The 18721-nt window shown below is 63.9% G+C and carries 14 protein-coding genes; 7 read left to right on the top strand and 7 right to left on the bottom strand.

Translation table 11 applies throughout. From position 1 onward, the window contains the following. Positions 1-10 precede the first annotated feature (10 nt). Entirely contained in the window at positions 11-466 is a 456-nt protein-coding gene (locus D7S86_RS05310; protein ID WP_121084057.1) for a CopD family protein, read from the bottom strand. Between the two features lie 685 nt (positions 467-1151). Here D7S86_RS05310 and D7S86_RS05305 point away from each other — a divergent pair. Further along, entirely contained in the window at positions 1152-2861 is a 1710-nt protein-coding gene (locus D7S86_RS05305; RefSeq protein ID WP_121084055.1) for a flagellin N-terminal helical domain-containing protein, read from the top strand. A gap of 152 nt (positions 2862-3013) precedes the next feature. Here D7S86_RS05305 and parC read toward each other — a convergent pair whose 3' ends face one another. The 3 genes from parC to D7S86_RS05290 all read right to left on the bottom strand — a co-directional run bounded on the left by parC (position 3014) and on the right by D7S86_RS05290 (position 9605). Beyond that, positions 3014-5320: a DNA topoisomerase IV subunit A gene (gene parC / locus D7S86_RS05300; protein WP_121084053.1), complete on the bottom strand. Its 2307-nt coding sequence runs from the start codon at positions 5318-5320 to the stop codon at positions 3014-3016. A 1-nt stretch (position 5321) separates the two neighbouring features. After that, the gene (locus tag D7S86_RS05295) at positions 5322-7307 is read right to left on the bottom strand and encodes a DNA topoisomerase IV subunit B (RefSeq protein WP_121084051.1); all 1986 of its coding nucleotides are present in this window, start codon (positions 7305-7307) and stop codon (positions 5322-5324) included. Positions 7308-7655: 348 nt separating this feature from the next. After that, the gene (locus D7S86_RS05290; protein WP_121084049.1) at positions 7656-9605 is read right to left on the bottom strand and encodes an ATP-binding cassette domain-containing protein; all 1950 of its coding nucleotides are present in this window, start codon (positions 9603-9605) and stop codon (positions 7656-7658) included. 187 nt (positions 9606-9792) lie between these two features. Here D7S86_RS05290 and D7S86_RS05285 point away from each other — a divergent pair, with 187 nt between their 5' ends. Together D7S86_RS05285 and D7S86_RS05280 are read left to right on the top strand one after the other, a co-directional pair. Further along, the gene (locus D7S86_RS05285; RefSeq protein WP_121084047.1) at positions 9793-9975 is read left to right on the top strand and encodes a rubredoxin; all 183 of its coding nucleotides are present in this window, start codon (positions 9793-9795) and stop codon (positions 9973-9975) included. Between the two features lie 290 nt (positions 9976-10265). Next, positions 10266-11006 carry a hypothetical protein gene (locus D7S86_RS05280; RefSeq protein ID WP_121084045.1) on the top strand — a complete coding sequence of 247 codons (741 nt, stop codon included), beginning with the start codon at positions 10266-10268 and terminating at the stop codon, positions 11004-11006. Between the two features lie 24 nt (positions 11007-11030). Here the strand turns inward: D7S86_RS05280 and D7S86_RS30405 are convergent, their stop codons facing one another. From D7S86_RS30405 to D7S86_RS05265, 3 genes are all read right to left on the bottom strand, one after another. Further along, positions 11031-12590: a methyl-accepting chemotaxis protein gene (locus D7S86_RS30405; protein WP_121084367.1), complete on the bottom strand. Its 1560-nt coding sequence runs from the start codon at positions 12588-12590 to the stop codon at positions 11031-11033. A 209-nt stretch (positions 12591-12799) separates the two neighbouring features. Next, positions 12800-13975: a porin gene (locus tag D7S86_RS05270; protein WP_121084042.1), complete on the bottom strand. Its 1176-nt coding sequence runs from the start codon at positions 13973-13975 to the stop codon at positions 12800-12802. 263 nt (positions 13976-14238) lie between these two features. After that, complete coding sequence (locus tag D7S86_RS05265) at positions 14239-15477, bottom strand: MFS transporter (protein WP_121084041.1); 1239 nt, start codon at positions 15475-15477, stop codon at positions 14239-14241. 127 nt (positions 15478-15604) lie between these two features. On the opposite strand from D7S86_RS05265, the gene D7S86_RS29005 reads away from it, so the two are divergent. The 4 genes from D7S86_RS29005 to D7S86_RS05250 are packed head-to-tail and all read left to right on the top strand — an operon-like array spanning position 15605 to position 18715. Then, the gene (locus D7S86_RS29005) at positions 15605-15991 is read left to right on the top strand and encodes a hypothetical protein (RefSeq protein ID WP_147432235.1); all 387 of its coding nucleotides are present in this window, start codon (positions 15605-15607) and stop codon (positions 15989-15991) included. 14 nt (positions 15992-16005) lie between these two features. Continuing rightward, positions 16006-16749: an SDR family NAD(P)-dependent oxidoreductase gene (locus D7S86_RS05260; RefSeq protein ID WP_121084039.1), complete on the top strand. Its 744-nt coding sequence runs from the start codon at positions 16006-16008 to the stop codon at positions 16747-16749. Between the two features lie 41 nt (positions 16750-16790). After that, positions 16791-18185: an aromatic ring-hydroxylating oxygenase subunit alpha gene (locus tag D7S86_RS05255; RefSeq protein ID WP_158601862.1), complete on the top strand. Its 1395-nt coding sequence runs from the start codon at positions 16791-16793 to the stop codon at positions 18183-18185. 2 nt (positions 18186-18187) lie between these two features. Continuing rightward, complete coding sequence (locus D7S86_RS05250) at positions 18188-18715, top strand: aromatic-ring-hydroxylating dioxygenase subunit beta (RefSeq protein ID WP_158601861.1); 528 nt, start codon at positions 18188-18190, stop codon at positions 18713-18715. Positions 18716-18721 lie beyond the last annotated feature (6 nt).

Genomic DNA, 18721 nt, shown 5'->3' with positions numbered 1-18721 from the left:
CTCGACGCGTTCAGACGCGGCCCAGCACGCCGAACGCGATCGTCACGACGCCCAGCACGAGATTCACGACGACGATGCGCCGGATCGAGCCGATTGCGGCGGCGCCGTCGGGCCAGCGCTGCGCCTGGACCGCGCGCTGCACGCGCGGATACATCGCGAAACGCAGATGCCCGAACAGCAGCATCATGAGGACGCCCGTCCCGGCCATCGCGAGCACGGGCCACGGGGCGCGCATATCCCCGACCTTCGACAGCATGAAGCCGCCGGTCAGCAGAATCACCACGATCGAGACGCTGACCCATCCGAAGAACGTGCCGAGCGCCGACTCCATCAAAGGCAGCCGCGACTGCGGCGTCAGTTCCTGCGCGGCGGGCCGCAGGCAGAAATGGGCGAACACCATGCCGCCCACCCAGACGACGACGCCGAGGAGATGGAGGAACAGCGCGACGTCGAAAGCGTGAATCATGGATCGATCTCGGGAACGGTGAATCGCGAAGCCCCGATGGCTTCGCCGAAACGGAATCTGCGCACGCGGGACACCGTTTGCGCACAGTGCGCAGACTACCCGATCGCATGTCGTCGCGGCGAGCGAAATCGAGCCGGAGCGCGCGTTTGAACGGATTCGGCGCGACGCCCCGGGAAGACGGGCGGGTCCGCTGCGTTAACACGCGCGACGGGCGCGATTTCAATGTGATCGGCATGACCAAAGGCGCAATACGATTCAACCAGGAAAGCGAATTGAAATACTTCGCGCCGCCGACTCGGCGCGCCTTCACATCAATAAAATCCCGCCGATCCATGCGACTCCACATTTCAAAATCAAAATGACGCGCGATACGCTCATCGATTTTCGATAATACGTACATTACCAAGCCACGTTGACTCGAACACAACACACTGATTAATCAGGACATTCATTCCTATCGCGGTTGAATATCGATATTGCGCGCACACACCGCACAATATTCACCAACGCATTACCCCACCCAATAATCAAATCGCAAAATAACCGCCAACATCTAAATAATCATTCATTCTCAAGCCAGATAATCGAGCACCGTTAATGCATTTGTCGGTGACAGCTCGAATCCAGATCGAGACGCCATCGACTCTCATACGAGATCAGATTATTTAGGAATTGGAGCATTACCATGTCGTCCGTCATCAACACCAACATGCTGTCGCAGATCGCCCAGAACAATCTGTCGAACACGCAGGCCGACCTGTCGACGGCCGTGACGCGGCTGTCGTCGGGCAAGAAGATCAATAGCGCGGCGGACGATGCTGCAGGTCTCGCGATTTCCGATCGCATGAGTTCGACGATCAACGGTCTGACGTCGGCACAACAGAATGCGACGAGCGGCATTGCGCTCGCGCAGACGGCCGGTTCGGCACTGTCGCAAGTCACGGCCAATCTGCAACGGATCCGCCAGCTCGCGGTTCAGGCGTCGAACTCGACCTACTCGGCATCCGACCGGGAATCGATGAACCAGGAAGTCCAGCAACGGCTCTCGGAAATCGACCGTATCGCATCGCAGACCCAATACAACGGCCTGAGTCTGCTCAACGGCTCGTTCGGCGTCGGCAATTTCCAGGTGGGCGCGAACGCGGGCCAGACGATCAGCGTGGACCTGTCGAGCAGCATGAAGACCTCGCAGATCGGTCAAACCTCGCAAACGACGCTCCAGGTCGGTTCGGGCGCGAATCAAAACCTGTCGACCGGTTCGCTCGCGATCCAGATCGGCACGGGTCAAACCTACGCGATCGGTACCGCGGTCGCCGGCAGCCAGCAGGGCCAATCGGCCGACTCGGCCTTCGCCGCAGCCGCCGCGATCAACCAATCGGATATTCCCGGTCTGAGCGTCACGGCGACGAATTCGCAAAACGTCACGCTCGCGACGTCGATCGCGACCGCCACGACGCTCAACATCAACGGCACGGACGTCTACAGCGCTGGCGCGGGCAATCTGTCGATCGGTGATGTGATCAACGGCGTCAACGCGCAATCGTCGAAGACGGGTGTGACCGCCTCGCAAAACGCGGACGGCACGCTCTCGTTGTCGGCCGCCGACGGCCGCAACATCACGATTACCGATTCGGCCGCCGCGGGCGCGATGACGGCCACCTCGGGCGCGATCACCGCGACGCCGACCACGCTCTACGGCACCGTCACGATGGCGTCGAGCGACACGATCGGCCTGTCGGGTTCGGATGCGACGGTGCTCTCCGCGGGCACGAACCTGCAAGCCACGGGCAGTGCGGTCAACTCGGCGGCGTCGCTCTCGGGCACGACCGCCACGAGCTTCACGCTGAACGGCACGACCGTGACGACCGGCTCGACATGGAACGCGTCGGATCTCGCGAACTCGATCAACGCGGCGCACATCACCAACGTGGTCGCGTCGGCCGACTCGAGCGGCCACTTGCAGCTCGAGTCGTACGCGGGCGTCGGCATCACGCTGACTGGCACGGGCCCGGTCGCCACGGATACGGGACTGAAGACCGCCACGCCGACGACGATCTACACGGCGGCCAAGGGCGACAGCAGCCTCGCGAGCGCGGACGTGCTGACCGTCGCGGACGCGCAGCAGACGATTCTCGCGGTCGACTCGGCCCTGAATCAGGTCGACAGCCTTCAAGGTCAGCTCGGCGCGATGCAGAACCGCTTCACCTCGACGATCACGAACCTGCAGTCGGCGACGACCAATGCGGAAAACGCCCGGTCGGACATCGAGGACGCGGACTACGCGGCCGAAGCGTCGAACATGGCGCGCGCGCAAGTGCTGCAGCAAGCGGGCACGGCGATGGTTGCGCAAGCCAACCAGATCCCGCAGACCGTGCTGAAGCTCCTGCCGCAATAAACGACGTGCCGGACCGCTCCAACGGTCCGGCCACGTGATTCGGACATTGAAGCGATTCGGCCCGGATCGGCACCGCAAAGTGCCGATCCGGGCCGTTTTTTTATGCGCGCCGTGCGATCTGTCCGACGACGACGCGCACCGCGCGCCCGCGCTCAGACCGCCGGACGCAGGCCTTCGACCTTGACGCGCGCATCGGGCTTGCGGCCCTTGCGCGCACGCTTGCCGAGATGCGGTTCGAGCGCCGCGCGCGCGAGCACGACTTCCGTCGGCTTACCGCCGCGCCCCGCGCCGACGAGCACAACGCCGGCCGGCCCGATCGGCGCGGCCTGCACGAGCCGTTCGCTGCCTTCGAGCGCGATCAGCGTGACGCCGCGTCCCCCGCCCGAGAGCGTCTTCATCTCGTCGAGACCGAACACGAGCACGCGGCCGTCATCGGACAGACACGCGACGTGCGTCGCGCCGTCCCACATCGGCATCGGTACGAGCGGCAGCGCGCCGTCGTCGAGCGTCATGAACGACTTGCCGGCCTTGACGCGGCTCACCATGTCACCGACCTTCGCGACAAAACCGTAACCGGCCGACGACGACAGCAGCAGCGCCTGGTCGGCGCTCGCCGCGTAGTAGTGCATCAGATGCGTGCCGTTTTCGAGCTCGATGAGCGTCGTCACGGGCACGCCGTCGCCGCGTCCGCCCGGCAGCGCGGCGACGCTGATCGAATAGACGCGACCGTTGCTGCCCCACGCGATCAGGGTGTCGACCGTGCGCGCGGTGAACGCGCCGTACAACGCATCGCCGGCCTTGAACGTGAATTGCGCGGGGTCGAGCCCGTGCCCCTTCTGCGTCCGCACCCACCCCTTCTGCGAGACGACGACCGTCACCGGTTCGTCGACGACGCGCGCTTCGAGCACCGCGCGCTTCTCGGCCTGGATCAGCGTGCGGCGATCGTCGCCGTACTGCTTCGCGTCGGCTTCGATTTCCTTGATCATCAGACGCTTGAGCGCCGTGTCGCTCGCAAGCAGTTCCTCGAGCTTGGCCTTGTCGTCACGCAAGCCTTCGAGTTCCTTTTCGATCTTGATCGCCTCGAGACGCGCCAATTGACGCAAGCGGATCTCGAGAATGTCCTCGGCCTGACGCTCGCTGAGCTTGAAGCGCTCGATCAGCGCGGCCTTCGGCTCGTCGGCTTCGCGAATGATGCGGATGACCTCGTCGATATTCAGGAAGACGATCATGCGGCCTTCGAGAATATGGATCCGGTCGTTCACGCGTTCGAGCCGGAAGCGGCTGCGGCGCGTGACCGTCAGGGCGCGGAACTCGACCCACTCGCGCAGCACGTCGAGCACCGACTTCTGGCGCGGCCGGCCGTCGGTGCCGATCATCACGAGATTCAGCGCAACGCCCGACTCCATGCTCGTGTGCGCGAGCAGCGTGTTGATGAACTCGGTCTGATCGATGCGGCTCGACTTCGGCTCGAACACGAGGCGCACGGGCGCGTCCTTGCCCGACTCGTCGCGGACCGTGTCGAGCAGCGCGAGCATGCTCTGCTTGGTCTGCAATTGTTCGGGCGTCAGCGACTTCTTGCCGAGCTTGATCTTCGGATTCGTGAGTTCCTCGATCTCTTCGAGGACCTTCTGGCACGACGCGTTCGGCGGCAATTCGGTCACGACGAGCTGCCATTGGCCGCGCGCAAGCTCTTCGAGCTTCCAGCGCGCGCGGACCTTGAGACTGCCGCGCCCGCTTTCGTACGCGGCCGCGATCTCGGCCGGCGACGAAATGATCTGGCCGCCGCCCGGGAAATCGGGCCCCGGCAGGATCTCGGCGAGTTCGGCGTGCGTGAGCTTCGGGTTGCGGATCAGCGAGACCGCCGCATGCGCGACTTCACGCATATTGTGCGGCGGGATTTCGGTCGCCAGACCCACCGCGATCCCCGATGCGCCGTTGAGCAAAACAAAAGGTAACCGTGCCGGCAACAGTTTCGGTTCGTTGAACGAGCCGTCGTAGTTCGGCATGAAATCGACCGTGCCTTCGTCGATTTCGTCGAGCAGCAAACGCGCGACCGCGGCGAGGCGCGTTTCCGTATACCGCATCGCCGCCGCGCCGTCGCCGTCGCGCGAACCGAAGTTGCCCTGGCCGTCGATAAGCGGATAGCGCAGCGAGAAGTCCTGCGCGAGGCGCACGAGCGCGTCGTAGGCGGACTGGTCGCCGTGGGGATGGTACTTGCCGAGCACGTCGCCGACGACGCGCGCCGACTTGACGGGCTTCGAATCGGCGCGCAGGCCCATCTCGTTCATCGCGTACAGCAATCGGCGCTGCACGGGCTTTTGTCCGTCGCTGACGTCGGGCAGCGCGCGGCCCTTGACGACGCTGATCGCGTAGTCGAGATAGGCCTGTTCCGCGTACTTGCCGAGCGTCAGAAATTCGCCGTCCGCGGGCGGCGCGAAATCCATGTCCTGCTGTTCCATATCAGATATCCGCCTCTACCTCGTTGCCTCGTTCCTCGATCCAGCCGCGGCGCGCGGCCGCTTCGCCCTTGCCCATCAGCATGTTCATCGTGCCGACCGTCGACGGGTAGTCGAGCTCGCCGAGCGCGACCGGCATCAGGCGCCGCGTATCGGGATTCATCGTCGTGTCCCAGAGCTGCTCGGCGTTCATTTCGCCGAGCCCCTTGAAGCGGCTGATCGTCCACTGCGATTCGCGCACGCCGTCCTTGCGGAGCTTGTCGAGAATCGCCTCGAGTTCGCCGTCGTCGAGCGCATAGAGCTTTTGCGCGGGCTTCTTGCCGCGCGCGGGGGCATCGACGCGAAACAGCGGCGGCCGCGCGACGTGGACGTGACCGCGCGCGATCAGGTGCGGGAAGTGTTTGAAGAACAACGTGAGCAGCAGCACCTGGATATGCGAGCCGTCGACGTCCGCGTCGGAAAGGATGCAGATCTTGCCGTAGCGCAGGTTGCTCAGATCCGGCGTGTCGTCGGCGTGATGCGGATCGACGCCGATCGCGACCGCGATATCGTGGACTTCGTTGTTCGCGAACAGGCGATCGCGCTCGGTTTCCCACGTGTTGAGCACCTTGCCGCGCAGCGGCAGGATCGCCTGAAATTCCTTGTTGCGGCCCATCTTCGCCGAACCGCCGGCCGAATCGCCCTCGACGAGGAACAACTCGTTGCGGCCGAGTTCGGTCGACTCGCAATCGGTGAGTTTGCCGGGCAGCACCGCGACGCCCGAGCTCTTGCGCTTCTCGACCTTCTGGCCCGCGCGCGTGCGCGCTTGCGCCTGCTTGATGACGAGATCCGCGAGCTTGCGGCCTTGATCGACGTGCTGATTGAGCCAGAGTTCGAGCCCGGGCCGCGTGAACGAGCCGACGAGCCGGACCGCGTCGCGACTATTGAGTCGCTCCTTGATCTGGCCTTGGAATTGAGGGTCGAGCACCTTGGCCGATAGCACGAACGAGACGCGCGAGAACACGTCTTCGGGCAGCAGGCGCACGCCCTTGGGCAGCAGGCTGTGCAGTTCGATGAAGCTCTTGACGGCCTGGAACAGGCCTTCGCGCAGGCCCGCCTCGTGCGTGCCGCCCGCGGGCGTCGGAATCAGGTTCACGTACGACTCGCGCACGAGCGCGCCTTCCTCGGTCCACGCGACGACCCAGGCCGCGCCTTCGCCTTCGGCGAAGTTGTCGTCGCTGCCGCGCGCGCCGTCGGCGAAGCGTTCGCCTTCGAACAGCGGGATCAGCGGCTCCGCGTCGCCGAGACCTTCGAGCAGGTAACCGCGCAGGCCCGCGTCGTATTTCCAGCTGAAACGCTCGCCGCTTTTTTCGATCGAGAGGATCACTTCGACGCCGGGCAACAGCACCGCCTTCGAGCGCAACAGCCGCTGGAGTTCGGCGAGCGGCAGATTCGCCGAGTCGAAATATTTCGCATCGGGCCAGACGCTCACGCGCGTGCCCGATTTCTTGTCGCCCTTCGCGGCGGCATGCACCTCGAGCGCGCGCACGACATCGCCGTGCGCGAACCCGAGTTCGGCGACCTTGTTGTCGCGCCAGACCTTGACGTCGAGACGCGTCGACAAGGCGTTCGTGACCGACACGCCGACGCCGTGCAGGCCGCCCGAAAACGTATAGGCGCCGCCGGCGGCCTTGTCGAATTTCCCGCCCGCGTGCAGACGCGTGAAGACGATCTCGACAACCGGGACCTTCTCTTCGGGATGCATGCCGAACGGAATGCCGCGGCCGTCGTCCTCGACGCTGACCGATCCGTCGGCATGCAGCGTCACGAGAATCTGCTTGCCGTGGCCGCCGAGCGCTTCGTCGGACGCGTTATCGATGACTTCCTGAATGATGTGCAGCGGATTCTCGGTGCGCGTGTACATGCCCGGTCGCTGCTTGACCGGTTCGAGCCCTTTGAGCACCTTGATCGAGGCTTCGCTGTATGACGGTGTTGGCTTCTTTGTGGACATAGCCCGTTGCGCTGGAGACTGAGTTGCGTATCTGGCTGAACGGCCTGGCGAGGCCACGCGGTACGCATCAAGCGTGCCGACGCATGCGGATCGAATCCGCCGCGCGTCCGCGTCGTCCGGTTATCCCCACGGATTGTGGACAACTGCGTGGACAAGCCAGGGAGTTCTGCAAAAACCCGATAGGAAACAAGGGCCTCGACACCCGCGCCTCAAAAATGAGCGTCGCGCCGAGGCGCGGTGGCGAGGCGGCCCTGCCGATTCGGCGAGGCTATTGTAATGGCGACCGGCGAGCGGGATGTGACCGATGCGCGGCCCGGTGTTGCGCTCCGGTCTCGCGCGCCGTGCCGATCACGCCTTGCCGGTGGATTTCGCCTCGAGCGCTTCCCAGCGTTCGAGCGCTTCGAGCAGCGCGTCGTCGATCGCCGCCGTGCGCTCGACGAGCCGTTGCGCTTCCTTCGCGTCCTTACCGTAGATCGAGCCGTCGGCGAGCTTCGCGGCGATTTCGCTCTGCTCGGCTTCGAGCGCCGCGATCTGGTCGGGCAGCGCTTCGAGTTCGCGTTGTTCCTTGAACGAGAGCTTGACCGTGCGTTGCGCGTTGCGGCCCGCGGCGCTGTCCTTCGGCGCGGCCTTGGCCGCGGCCGCGGCATTCGCGTTGCCGGCCGCCTCAGCCGCGCGGACGATCTCGTCGGCACGCGCCTTCTGGACTTGCCAGTCGCTGAAACCGCCGACGTATTCGCGCCACTTGCCCTCGCCTTCGGCCGCGATGACCGACGTCACGACGTTGTCGAGGAACGCGCGATCGTGGCTCACGAGCAGCACGGTGCCGTCGTAGTCGGCCAGGAGTTCTTCGAGCAGTTCGAGCGTCGGAATATCGAGGTCGTTCGTCGGTTCGTCGAGCACGAGCACGTTCGCGGGCCGCGCGAACAATCGCGCGAGCAGCAGACGGTTACGCTCGCCGCCCGAGAGCGAACGCACGGGCGAACGCGCGCGCTCGGGCGAGAACAGGAAATCGCCGAGATAACTCATGACGTGCTTGCGCGTGCCGTTGATCTCGATCCATTCGCTGCCCGGGGAAATCGTATCGGCGAGGCTGCGCTCGGGGTCGAGCTGCGCGCGCATCTGATCGAAGTACGCGACTTCGAGATTCGTGCCCGTGCGGACTTTGCCGCTGTCGGGCGCGAGCACGCCGAGGATCAGCTTGAGCAGCGTGGTCTTGCCCGCGCCGTTGGGACCGACGAGACCGATCTTGTCGCCGCGCATGAGCGTCGCGCTGAACGCATCGACGATGCGCCGGTCGCCATACGATTTGGAGACGTCGACGAGTTCCGCGACGATCTTGCCCGACTTCTCGCCCTGGCTGACTTCGAGCCGGACATTGCCCTGCACGTTGCGCCGGTCGCTGCGCTCGGCGCGCATCTTCACGAGGCGTTCGATGCGGCTCACGCTGCGCGTGCGGCGTGCTTCGACGCCTTTGCGAATCCAGACCTCTTCCTGCGCGAGCAGCTTGTCGAACTTCGCCTGTTCGACCTGTTCGACTTCGAGCTGCTGGGCCTTGCGTTGTTGATAGGCCGTGAAATTGCCCGGGTACGACAGCAGCTTGCCGCGATCGAGATCGACGATGCGGGTCGCGACGCGGTCGAGGAACGAGCGGTCGTGCGTGATGAACAGCAGGCTGCCCGTGAAGGCGAGCATCAGTTCTTCGAGCCAGCGGATCGAGTCGAAGTCGAGGTGGTTCGTCGGCTCGTCGAGCAGCAGCGCATCGGGCTTCGAAACCAGCGCGCGCGCGAGCGCGAGACGCTTCTGGAGACCGCCCGACAATGCGCCGGCCTTGACCTCGCCGTCGAGATTGAGTTGCTGGAGCGTCGTCGAGACGCGGGTTTGCCAGTTCCACGCGTCGCGCGCGTCGAGGCGGGCCTGCAGCGCGTTCATGCGGGCGAGCAGCGCGTCGTGGTCATGATCGTGGGCGGGATCGGCGAGCTTGTGCGCGACGTCGTCGAATTCGGCGAGCGACGCGCGCGTGTCGCCGAGCCCCGACGCGACGATATCGAAGACCGTCGCCTCGGGATCGAAGACCGGCTCCTGGGGAACGTAGACCGTCGTCAGATGCTGCTGACGCGAGATCAAGCCGTCGTCGGGATTGGATTCGCCCGCGACGATCTTGAGCAATGACGACTTGCCGGCGCCGTTACGGCCGATCAGGCCGACGCGCTCGCCCGCTTCGAGAGAGAAGTCCGCGCCGTCGAGCAACGCCACGTGACCGAACGCGAGATGCGCGCCCGAGATAGAGAACAGCGACATGGCACAGGGAGTGGGTCGGAAAGGCCGCTATTGTACCGGGGTGCGTTTGCGCGGCCCGGGACTCCGCCGTTTCGATGCGGGGCGGTCCGCGTGCGGGCGCGGGGGTTCCAACGATAATGCGACGCGCCAAGCGGGTAGAATCGCGCCTTCGCATGCTTTTGCTGCACTGACACAAGCGAGTACTGACGTGACCGAAGTCGTGGAATTCAAGACCTGGATCTGCCTGATCTGCGGGTGGATCTATAACGAGCAGGACGGTCTGCCCGAAGAAGGCATCGCGGCCGGCACGCGATTCGAGGATATTCCCGCCGATTGGCGCTGCCCCGAATGCGATGTGGGCAAGGACGATTTCGTCGTCGCGGAGTTTTGATTCACGAGGACGGCAGCGCGCTCGAGAAAGTCCGTACTCGCTTGCGCGCGCCGCCTTGGCGCGCCGCCTTGAAATGCTTTTGATTGTGTGCGGAGCCGTCTCGCATGCCCGCCGCGACGGATTTTCGATTTTATCGATACCGCCCTGCGCGATTGCAAATATCCCCATTTGCCACTAGCATCATCGCGCACATCTCGATCTCGATTTAATTCAAATCCGATCACAAAACGAAAGATTTTCGAAAGCCGCGATATTGAATCGCGTTCGAATTCGCACATTAAAAATCGCTCATGAAAAAAACGAATAAAGGCGTGCTTTGGCTGGCGGCAATGGGGATGACGGCAATCGTGCATGCGGAGTCGGCACCCGCGCCCACGCTCGCCACGGGCGACACGTGGACCTACGTCGATACCGTGGAAACCGGCCCGAACGGATGGCGGCAAACGCATGACGAGATTGTCGTGACGCACATCACGTCCGACCGCATTTATTACGAAGCAAAACAAGCGGGCACCACGCAGGCATCGCGCGAAATGATTGCCGGCATTGACTGGAGCCGGTCGCGCAATGTGAACGGCACAGAAACGCTCGTCAATCAACCCTTGTCTTTTCCGCTGACGACCGGGAAATCGTGGAATGTGAAATATACGGAAGCGCATCCGAATCCCAAACACGATTCCGAATCGCTTGACGAACGTTTCAAGGTCGTCGGCATCGAAAACATCGAGGTCCCCGCCGGAAAATTCGACGCCATCAAGGTCGAAGCCGAAGGCGATTGGACCGCGCAGACGGCCCCTGTTCGCTCCGCGACCGGCGGTACCGTCGTCACGGAAACCGGTGCAGCCGCCGTCGCACAAACGCGCAAGGTCCCGTCCGTCACGACGACGGGCCGGCTTTACAAGGCATTCTGGTACGTTCCCGAGATCGGGCGATGGGTCAAATCCGTCGAGGAGTACTACAGCAGCAACGGCGTGCGAAACGAACGGGTGACGAGCGAACTCGAATCGTTCAAGCATGGGTCGTCGCAGTAAAAGCGGCGGGCACGCGACGCGCGCTTAAGCGGCCCGTAACCGGAACGTCGAAACCAGATCGCGCAGCGCGCCCGATTGCTGCGCCATCGACGCCGCGGCGGCCGTCGCCTGCTCGACGAGCGCTGCGTTCTGCTGCGTCGTCTCGTCCATCTGCATGACCGCGCCGCTGATCTGCTCGATGCCCGTGTGCTGATCCGACGATGCGGCCGACAGCTCGCCCATCAGATCGGCGACGCGTTTGACCGAATGCACGATGTCCCGCATCGTTTGCCCGGCCTCGTCGACCAGACGCGAGCCCGCATCGACCTTGTCCGCCGACTCGCCGATCAGATCCTTGATTTCCCGCGCCGCCGTCGCGCTGCGCTGCGCGAGCGTCCGCACTTCGCCGGCCACGACCGCGAAACCCCGGCCCTGCTCGCCGGCGCGCGCCGCTTCCACGGCCGCATTGAGCGCAAGGATGTTCGTCTGAAACGCGATGCCTTCGATCATGACGATGATGTCGGCGACCTTGGCCGAACTCGCGCTGATCTCCTTCATCGTATCGACGACGCTCGCGACCACGTCGCCGCCGCGCGACGCGAGCGCGGACGCCGCGACGGCGAGCGTATTGCCCTGCCGCGCATTCTCCATGTTCTGCCTGACGGCCGCCGTGAGCTGCTCCATGCTCGACGCGGTTTCCTCAAGCGACGCCGCCTGCTCCTCCGTGCGCTGGCTCAGATCGTGACTGCCCGCGCTCACCTGCGCGGACGCCGTGGCGATACTGTCGCTGCTCGTGCGCACCTGGCCGACGATGTCCGCGAGCCGCTCGTTCATGTCCCGGAGCGCCTGCAGCAGTTGCGCGGTCTCGTCCCTGCCCTCGTCGGTAATCACCGACGTCAAATCCCCTTCGGCCACCGTCTGCGCGACCTGCACCGAACGATGAATGGGCTGCACGATGGACCGCGTGATCCATATCGCAGCGAGGATATTCAACACGACGCCGCCCGCGATCAGCGCGGCACTCAGCGCGACAGTCTTGCGATAGTCGTTCTCGGCGCCCGCGGCCGCGGCGTCGGCCGCGTCGCGATTGAGTTCGACATCCCGCTCGATGATCTGCGACGCGACCGCGAACAAGTGAGACGACTGGCTAGACGCAAGATCGCGCGCTTCGTCGAAGTCCGCGCTCCCGCGGTCGGTCAGCGTGTTGATCTGCGTATCGGCCGTCATATATGCGGCCCATGCTGTTTCGAACTGCGTCAACAGCGCCGTTTCATCGGGCGAACGGATCAACGCCCGATAGCGTTCGAGCGCGGTGTCGAGCTGGGCGATCGCTTCGAGACGCTTGCGTTTCGGCAGCGCTTTCTGCTCCGCGTTCGTCGCGATGAGCGCACCCTGCGTGCCGCGTCGGATCGTGTTGATCGATGCCCGGATTTCATCGAGCGTCTGGACGGTCGGCAGCCGGTTGCGCGCGAGATCGTCGGACGCGCGATAGACGCGCGACACCTGCAGCATCGCGGACGCGCCGAGCAGACACAGCGACAGCAGCACGATGCCGAAACCGATGCCCAGCCTTGCCGCGATCGGGAGAGTTCTCAAAACCTTCATGATGGAATCGTCGGTTAAAGCGATGCCGCCGCGCCGCGCGCTTCGATTCAACGCGATTCGATTCGCGCGGCGGCCGGTATCGATGGCTCGTCGGCGGAGCGGCGACGCGCGTTCGAGCGTGTTCGAGCGCGCGCGTCCACGGCGTCGGGCTTCAGACGCGGCGACCGAAGTCGCCGCGTCCCGCACCGCCCCGTCGATGCGGGCGGCGGTCAGAAGCGGTGAATCACCCCGACGATCAGACCCACCTGGCTTTGCGACGACGACGGCGAAGACTGAAAGTAGTCGCCGATCGACGCCGTGGCCGAAATGACGTCGCCCGCGCCGTTCGTGCCGAGCGTCTGTCCGCTCGCACGCTGATACGCCTCGAATGCGTAGACGCTGGTCGCCTTGGACAGCGCATACGACTCCGTCAGGTTGAACTGATTGTATTGGGCCTCGTCGCTGATACCGTTCGCCTTCGTCGCGCGCGTGTACGCGTAACCGGCCTCGAGATCCCAGGCCACCGTCGGCTTGTAATGCACGAGGATGCCGCCCGTGTTGAACGTCGCGGTGTTGCGGTACGACGAATTGATCCCGGGGATGTATTGCACGTTCGAATACGAGACTTCGAGATCCAGCGCATCGCTGAACTTGTACCCGCTCGTGATGGCGAAACGCTGCTGCGCCTGCGCGGTCTGATAGCCGTTGGTCAGCGCCGAGAGCGACGCCTGCCCGGCCGAATACGCCGTCGAAGCCGTGCCGTAGACGCCGCCGCCCGGCGTCGAGTTGTTGACGCGGAAGAAGCCCACGCCGATGCCGAAGGGTCCGTTGTCGTACTGAAGCGCGGTGCTCCACGTCGAGCCCTGATTGAGGCTGCCCGCCACGCCGCCGAGTGCATACGACGCGCCGAAGGTGAAGCCCGCGATCTTCGGCGAGATGTACATCAACTGATTGTTGATATGGAACGTGAAGTCGAGTCCGTCGACGTCGCCCGGGTGCATGCTGAGCCACTTGCTCGGCCCATAGGGCGCGAGCAGCAGCAGATAAGGCGTGTAATTGCGGCCGGCCGTGACCGTCCCGTAGGTGTCGCTCGACAGGCCCACGATCGCGATCCGTCCGAACTCGAGCCCGCCTTGCGACGCCGCGCCGCTATCGATACTGAAGCCGTTTTCGAGCTGGAAGATCGTCTTCAATCCGCCGCCGAGGTCTTCGCTGCCCTTGAGACCCCATCGGCTCGGCGTCCACAATCCCGACGCGATCTGGAATTTGCTTTGTCCGCCGCTATTCGAGCCGAGCGTGCTCGCGCTGCTTTGGTACATGAAGCCATTGTCGGCAATACCGTACAGCGTGACGCTGTTTTGCGCGAACGCGGGCGCCGCGACGGCCGTGACAGCCAGGCCGGCCATCGTCGATAGCAATTTCGAAATCCTGCGTGACTTCAATTTAGTTCTCCTCTTGTAATCGTGCAAAAAAAGCCCAGGCGAAATCCATGCATTCGGATTTCGAATTCACCGCAAACAGACAAAACCCCGCACGCCCCACGCGGTTCAACCCGCGTCGGATTCAGATCGAGCAAACGGTATTCAGCTCAGACGCACATGGCGGCACGCCAGGCCGGCGTTCGATGGGCGGCCCCCCGGCCCATCGCAACGCATGACAACACGCGAAATCAGACCATCCGCAAGAAGCTCAGCACGATCGCGCCGACGAGCGGCCCCGCCGCCAGCGTTTCAAGCGCGAGATGGAACGAATGCGTGTGCGCGTAGATCAGGCCGACCACCATCGGCGCTGCCGCGCTGCCAAGCTGCCAGACGGCATTCGCGAGTCCGGCCGTCGCACCGGCGGCGTGCTTTCCCGCCGCGCTCGTGGCCAACACGGAGAGCAGCGGCGTGTAGCCGAACGCGGCCGCGCCGAGCACCGGTGCGAGCAGATAAAACGCGGCCGGTGTCGAACATTGGCCGAACACCACGAGCAGCACGGCGAAACATCCCATGCAGGCGATCGGCAGATACTTGCCCGCCTTGCCGCTGAGCCAGTCGCGCAGCAGGCCGAGTATCGGCTTCGACACGACCGCGCCGATGCCGAACGCCGCGAGGATCGAGCCGGTCTGCACGGGCGAGATGCCGAACTGTTTGGTCATCAGTGCATTGCCCCAGGCCGCGAAACCGACGGTGCCCCAGAAGCCGCCGAAACCCGCGATCGCCAGCAGAATCAGATTGCGATTGCGAAACAGCGCAAAGACATCCGAACGCGTGATCCGCGTGCGCGCCGCCGTATTCGGGCTCTCGCGCAGCGTGAAGTAGCTCACGACGCTCCACGCGAGCGTCAGCGCGCCGAGCAGCTTGAACGCCATCTGCCATCCATAAGCCTGTGAAATCGCGGGCACCGTCAGATTGCAGACGATGACCGCAAGCGAGGTGGCCGTCGCGTGGATGCCCATCGCGATACCGCGGTCTCGGTCGAACCACGATGAAATGATCTTCAAGCCCGATGCATAGTCGGCGCCGGCCGTGATCCCCATGATCGCTTGCGCCGCGATGCCGAACTCGAGCGACTGCGCATTCCCGAACGCAAACGTCGCGAATCCCAGCGCGATGAGCGCGAAGATCAGCATGCGCCGGCCGCCGATCACATCGGTCAGCACGCCGCCGGTGGCATTGGCGATCACGTACCCGACATAGAAGGCCGTGACGAAGGCGCCGAGCATGCCGACGGCCAGGCCCATCGTTTGTCCGACCGGCGCGGCGACGCTGCTCCATGCGACACGGTCGACATAGCTGAGCAGAAACGCCATCCACGTGACCATCAGGACGACCCAGCGATAGCGCGGTACGGCGCTCGCGAGCGCCGGTGTGCGCGCGTCCCGCTTTTCCGTGGAAAGGATGCCTGCCTGATCACCGCTGTTCATTTCATTTTCCTTGGCGCGCGAGGGCGAGCCTTTGTCAGTTGCCAGACCGCGTCCCGGAAGGACGCGGCGACGAGGTGTCGATGGTACGGCCCACTGACCGACTGGCTCGCCATGCGACCTGTGCCTGGTGTCGACCGAATTGCCGCTGCATCCGACGGCTCAAATCAAAAAGTGGATGCACAACGAGGCGAAGTACATACGTTCAAAAGCGCTGCGTCAAGCGTTTTTGAACAAAATATTACGTTTCGTTGACTCAGTAAAATCCCTGATATTCGCTCGACAAAAGCCTGATGAAACAGGGAAAAACGCCTGTTTGACGGGATATTCGATCCTCAATACAGATGTCGCACCAAATCGCCCGCTGGGAAAAAGTCGCTTGACGGCCCGCTTCCGAGTTTTATACTTGCACATCAATGTGTATCCACTTTTGAGTGGAATTCAATTTCAAAACATGTCGCGCATCTACGACAGCGCGCCAGGCGGGCGATGCGGCAGCGATGCGCGGGCAGGTTGAAACGGAGTGACGAGATGAACGAGTTTTCGGGGGCGTCGGTGGCGATCGCCGGCGCGAACGTCGGCGTGGGGCCGGCGGTGGTCAAGGCGTTTGCCGCGCAGGGCGCGCGCGTGGTGGCCGGGCGGCTGAACGTGGCCGGCGATCCGTCGCACGCGGAACTCGATGGCGCGACGCGAACCGTTGCCCTCGATCTGCTCGATCGCGTGTCCGTCGCGGCCTTTCTCGACGCATGCGCGCCGATACCGGGCGAGCCCGCGTCGAGCCTGTCCACGCTGATTCTCGTGCCCCCTCCCGTGACGACGCAGGCGGCGCTCGACATCGGCGCCGATGTCTACCGTCAGACGATCGACGCCGAGCTGATCGGTCCGATCCTTTGCATCCAGGAGGCCGCGCGCCGCATGCAGGCGGCACGTAAGGGCGGACGCATCGTGTCGTTCGTCTCGATGTCGGGCAAGACCGGCGTGCATCGCCGCGTCGCGCCCTACGCGGCCGCCAAAGGCGGCTTGATTGCCTTCTCGCGCGTGCTGGCCGCCGAACTCGCACCGACCAGCATCACGGTCAATGTGATCGCGACCGCGCTGTTCGACGTCCAGGTCGCCGCGATGCACGACCCCGCCGAAGCGATCAAGGGCATCCCGGTCGGACGTCCCGGGCGCGCCGAAGAAGCCGCCCGCGCGGCGCTCTACCTCGCGTCAGCCGATGCCGGATACGTGACCGGCGAGACGCTGAATCTGTCCGGCGGCCGTTTCATGGATTGAAGAACACACGAACGATCGGCACTGAAAAATAAGGAATGCGCATGTTCGAATCGAATGTAGGCAACGTCACCTGGATGCATCGTCCCGAGCCCGACTACAGCCGTCTGGTCTGGGAGGAAGCGAACCGTTTTCGCGTGCATACGAGCGCGTATACGGACCCGACCGTATTCGCGGCCGAGATGAAGCACATCTTCCAGAAAACCTGGGTCTATGTCGGGCACGAGAGCCAGATCCCCGAAAGCGGCAACTTCATCACGAGCTATATCGGCAACCAGCCGGTCATCGTGGTGCGCGACGAGGAGCGCCAGATCCATGTGCTCGTCAATCGCTGCGTGCACCGCGGGGCCGTCGTGTGCCGCGAAGGCGGCGGCCGCGCAAGCGAATTCAACTGTCCGTACCACGGCTGGGTCTATGGGCTCGACGGCAAGCTGCTTGCCGTATCCGAACGCAAGGATGCCGGCGGCTACGACGACGCTTTCGATGCACCCGAAGGGCTCTTCAAAGTGCCGCGCGTCGAACGGTATCGCGGCCTGATTTTCGCGAGCTTCAATCCCGCCGTGCAGCCGCTCGTTCCCTACCTCGGCCGCGCGAAGCAGTTCATTGACCGCAAGCTCAATTTCTCTCCGGAAGGCGAGATCGTGCTGAGCTCGAAGCCGTTCGTCGTGCGGTATCCGGGCAACTGGAAATTCCAGGCCGAGAACATCGTCGACGGCTACCACTTCATGCATACGCATAAGGGCTTCGTGCAGTTGCAGATGAAGTACGGCGATTCGACGGGCGACTTCGGCGTGCACAAAGGCGGCACGCCGAAAGCGATGCGCGCGCTGCGCTTTCGCGGCGCGGCATGGCGCTGCGAGAACGGACACGGTCTGATCGAGAAGCCGCTCGGCGAGGTCGACAGTCTGTTCGAAGGCGAATTCGGCGACTATCAGCGCGCCCTCCACGACACATACGGCGAAGAAGAATTCTCGTTCATGGCGGGAAAGCTGTCGGGCTCGATCTTTCCGAACCTGGGTTTGATTCATAACCAGATCCGGGTCTGGCGCCCGATCGCGCACAACATGACCGAAGTCGCCGTCTATCCGTACGAACTCAAGGGCGCGCCCGATGCCTTCAACGAAGGCATGCTGCGCAGCCAGGAGCGCTTCTACGGACCCGCCGGTCACGGCGCGGCCGACGACGTCGACATCTTCATCCGCAATCAGCAAGGCCTCGAAGCCAGCGCGGTGGACTGGCTGATCCTCGAACGCGGCCTGAGCACCGACGCTCCCGACGCCGGGAGCCGCGATTTGCGAGGCGGCTCCACGAGCGAGGCGCCGCAGCGCGCGATCTGGAGCGAATGGAAACGCCTCATGTCCGCGGGGGCCGACCAGAAACCCAGTTCATGCCCGTCGTCGACGGGCGCTCACGATGCCACGCAGGAAGGACACCACTGAACATGACGCGCACAGAAGCTGAAGATCTGCTGTTTCACGAAGCTCGTCTGCTCGACAACCGTCAACTCGACAGCTGGCTCGAGCTGTTCACGCAAGACGGTCTGTACTGGATCCCGATCGACGACGCCGCGCCCGTGCGCTCGCAGACATCGCTGGTCTACGACACGCCCGAGCGCCGCGTCGAACGCGTCGATCATCTGTTGAACAACTATTTCCCGTCGCAATCGCCGCGTTCGAGAACGGTGCACGTCGTATCGAACGTGATCTGCGAGCCCGTTTCAAAGATCGATGGCAAGACCGAGACCGATGCCGAGGCCGACGGCGAGCACGCGACCGTCTATTCAAGCCAGGTGATCTACGAGATGCGCACCGGCGACTACACGCAAAGCGGCATCGGCGAGCTGCAGACGATCGTCGCGCGCGTCGAGCATCAGCTACGGCGCGTCGACGGCGCACTCAAGATCGCGCGCAAGAAGATCCTGCTGATGAACCGGGATACCTGGCAAGGCAATCTGACCTTTCTCATGTAAGTCGCC

This window comes from Pararobbsia silviterrae (assembly GCF_003628125.1).
Classification (GTDB): domain Bacteria; phylum Pseudomonadota; class Gammaproteobacteria; order Burkholderiales; family Burkholderiaceae; genus Pararobbsia; species Pararobbsia silviterrae.
Note: the sequence above shows the minus strand (reverse complement) of the source record. Positions and strands in the feature narration are given on the sequence as shown.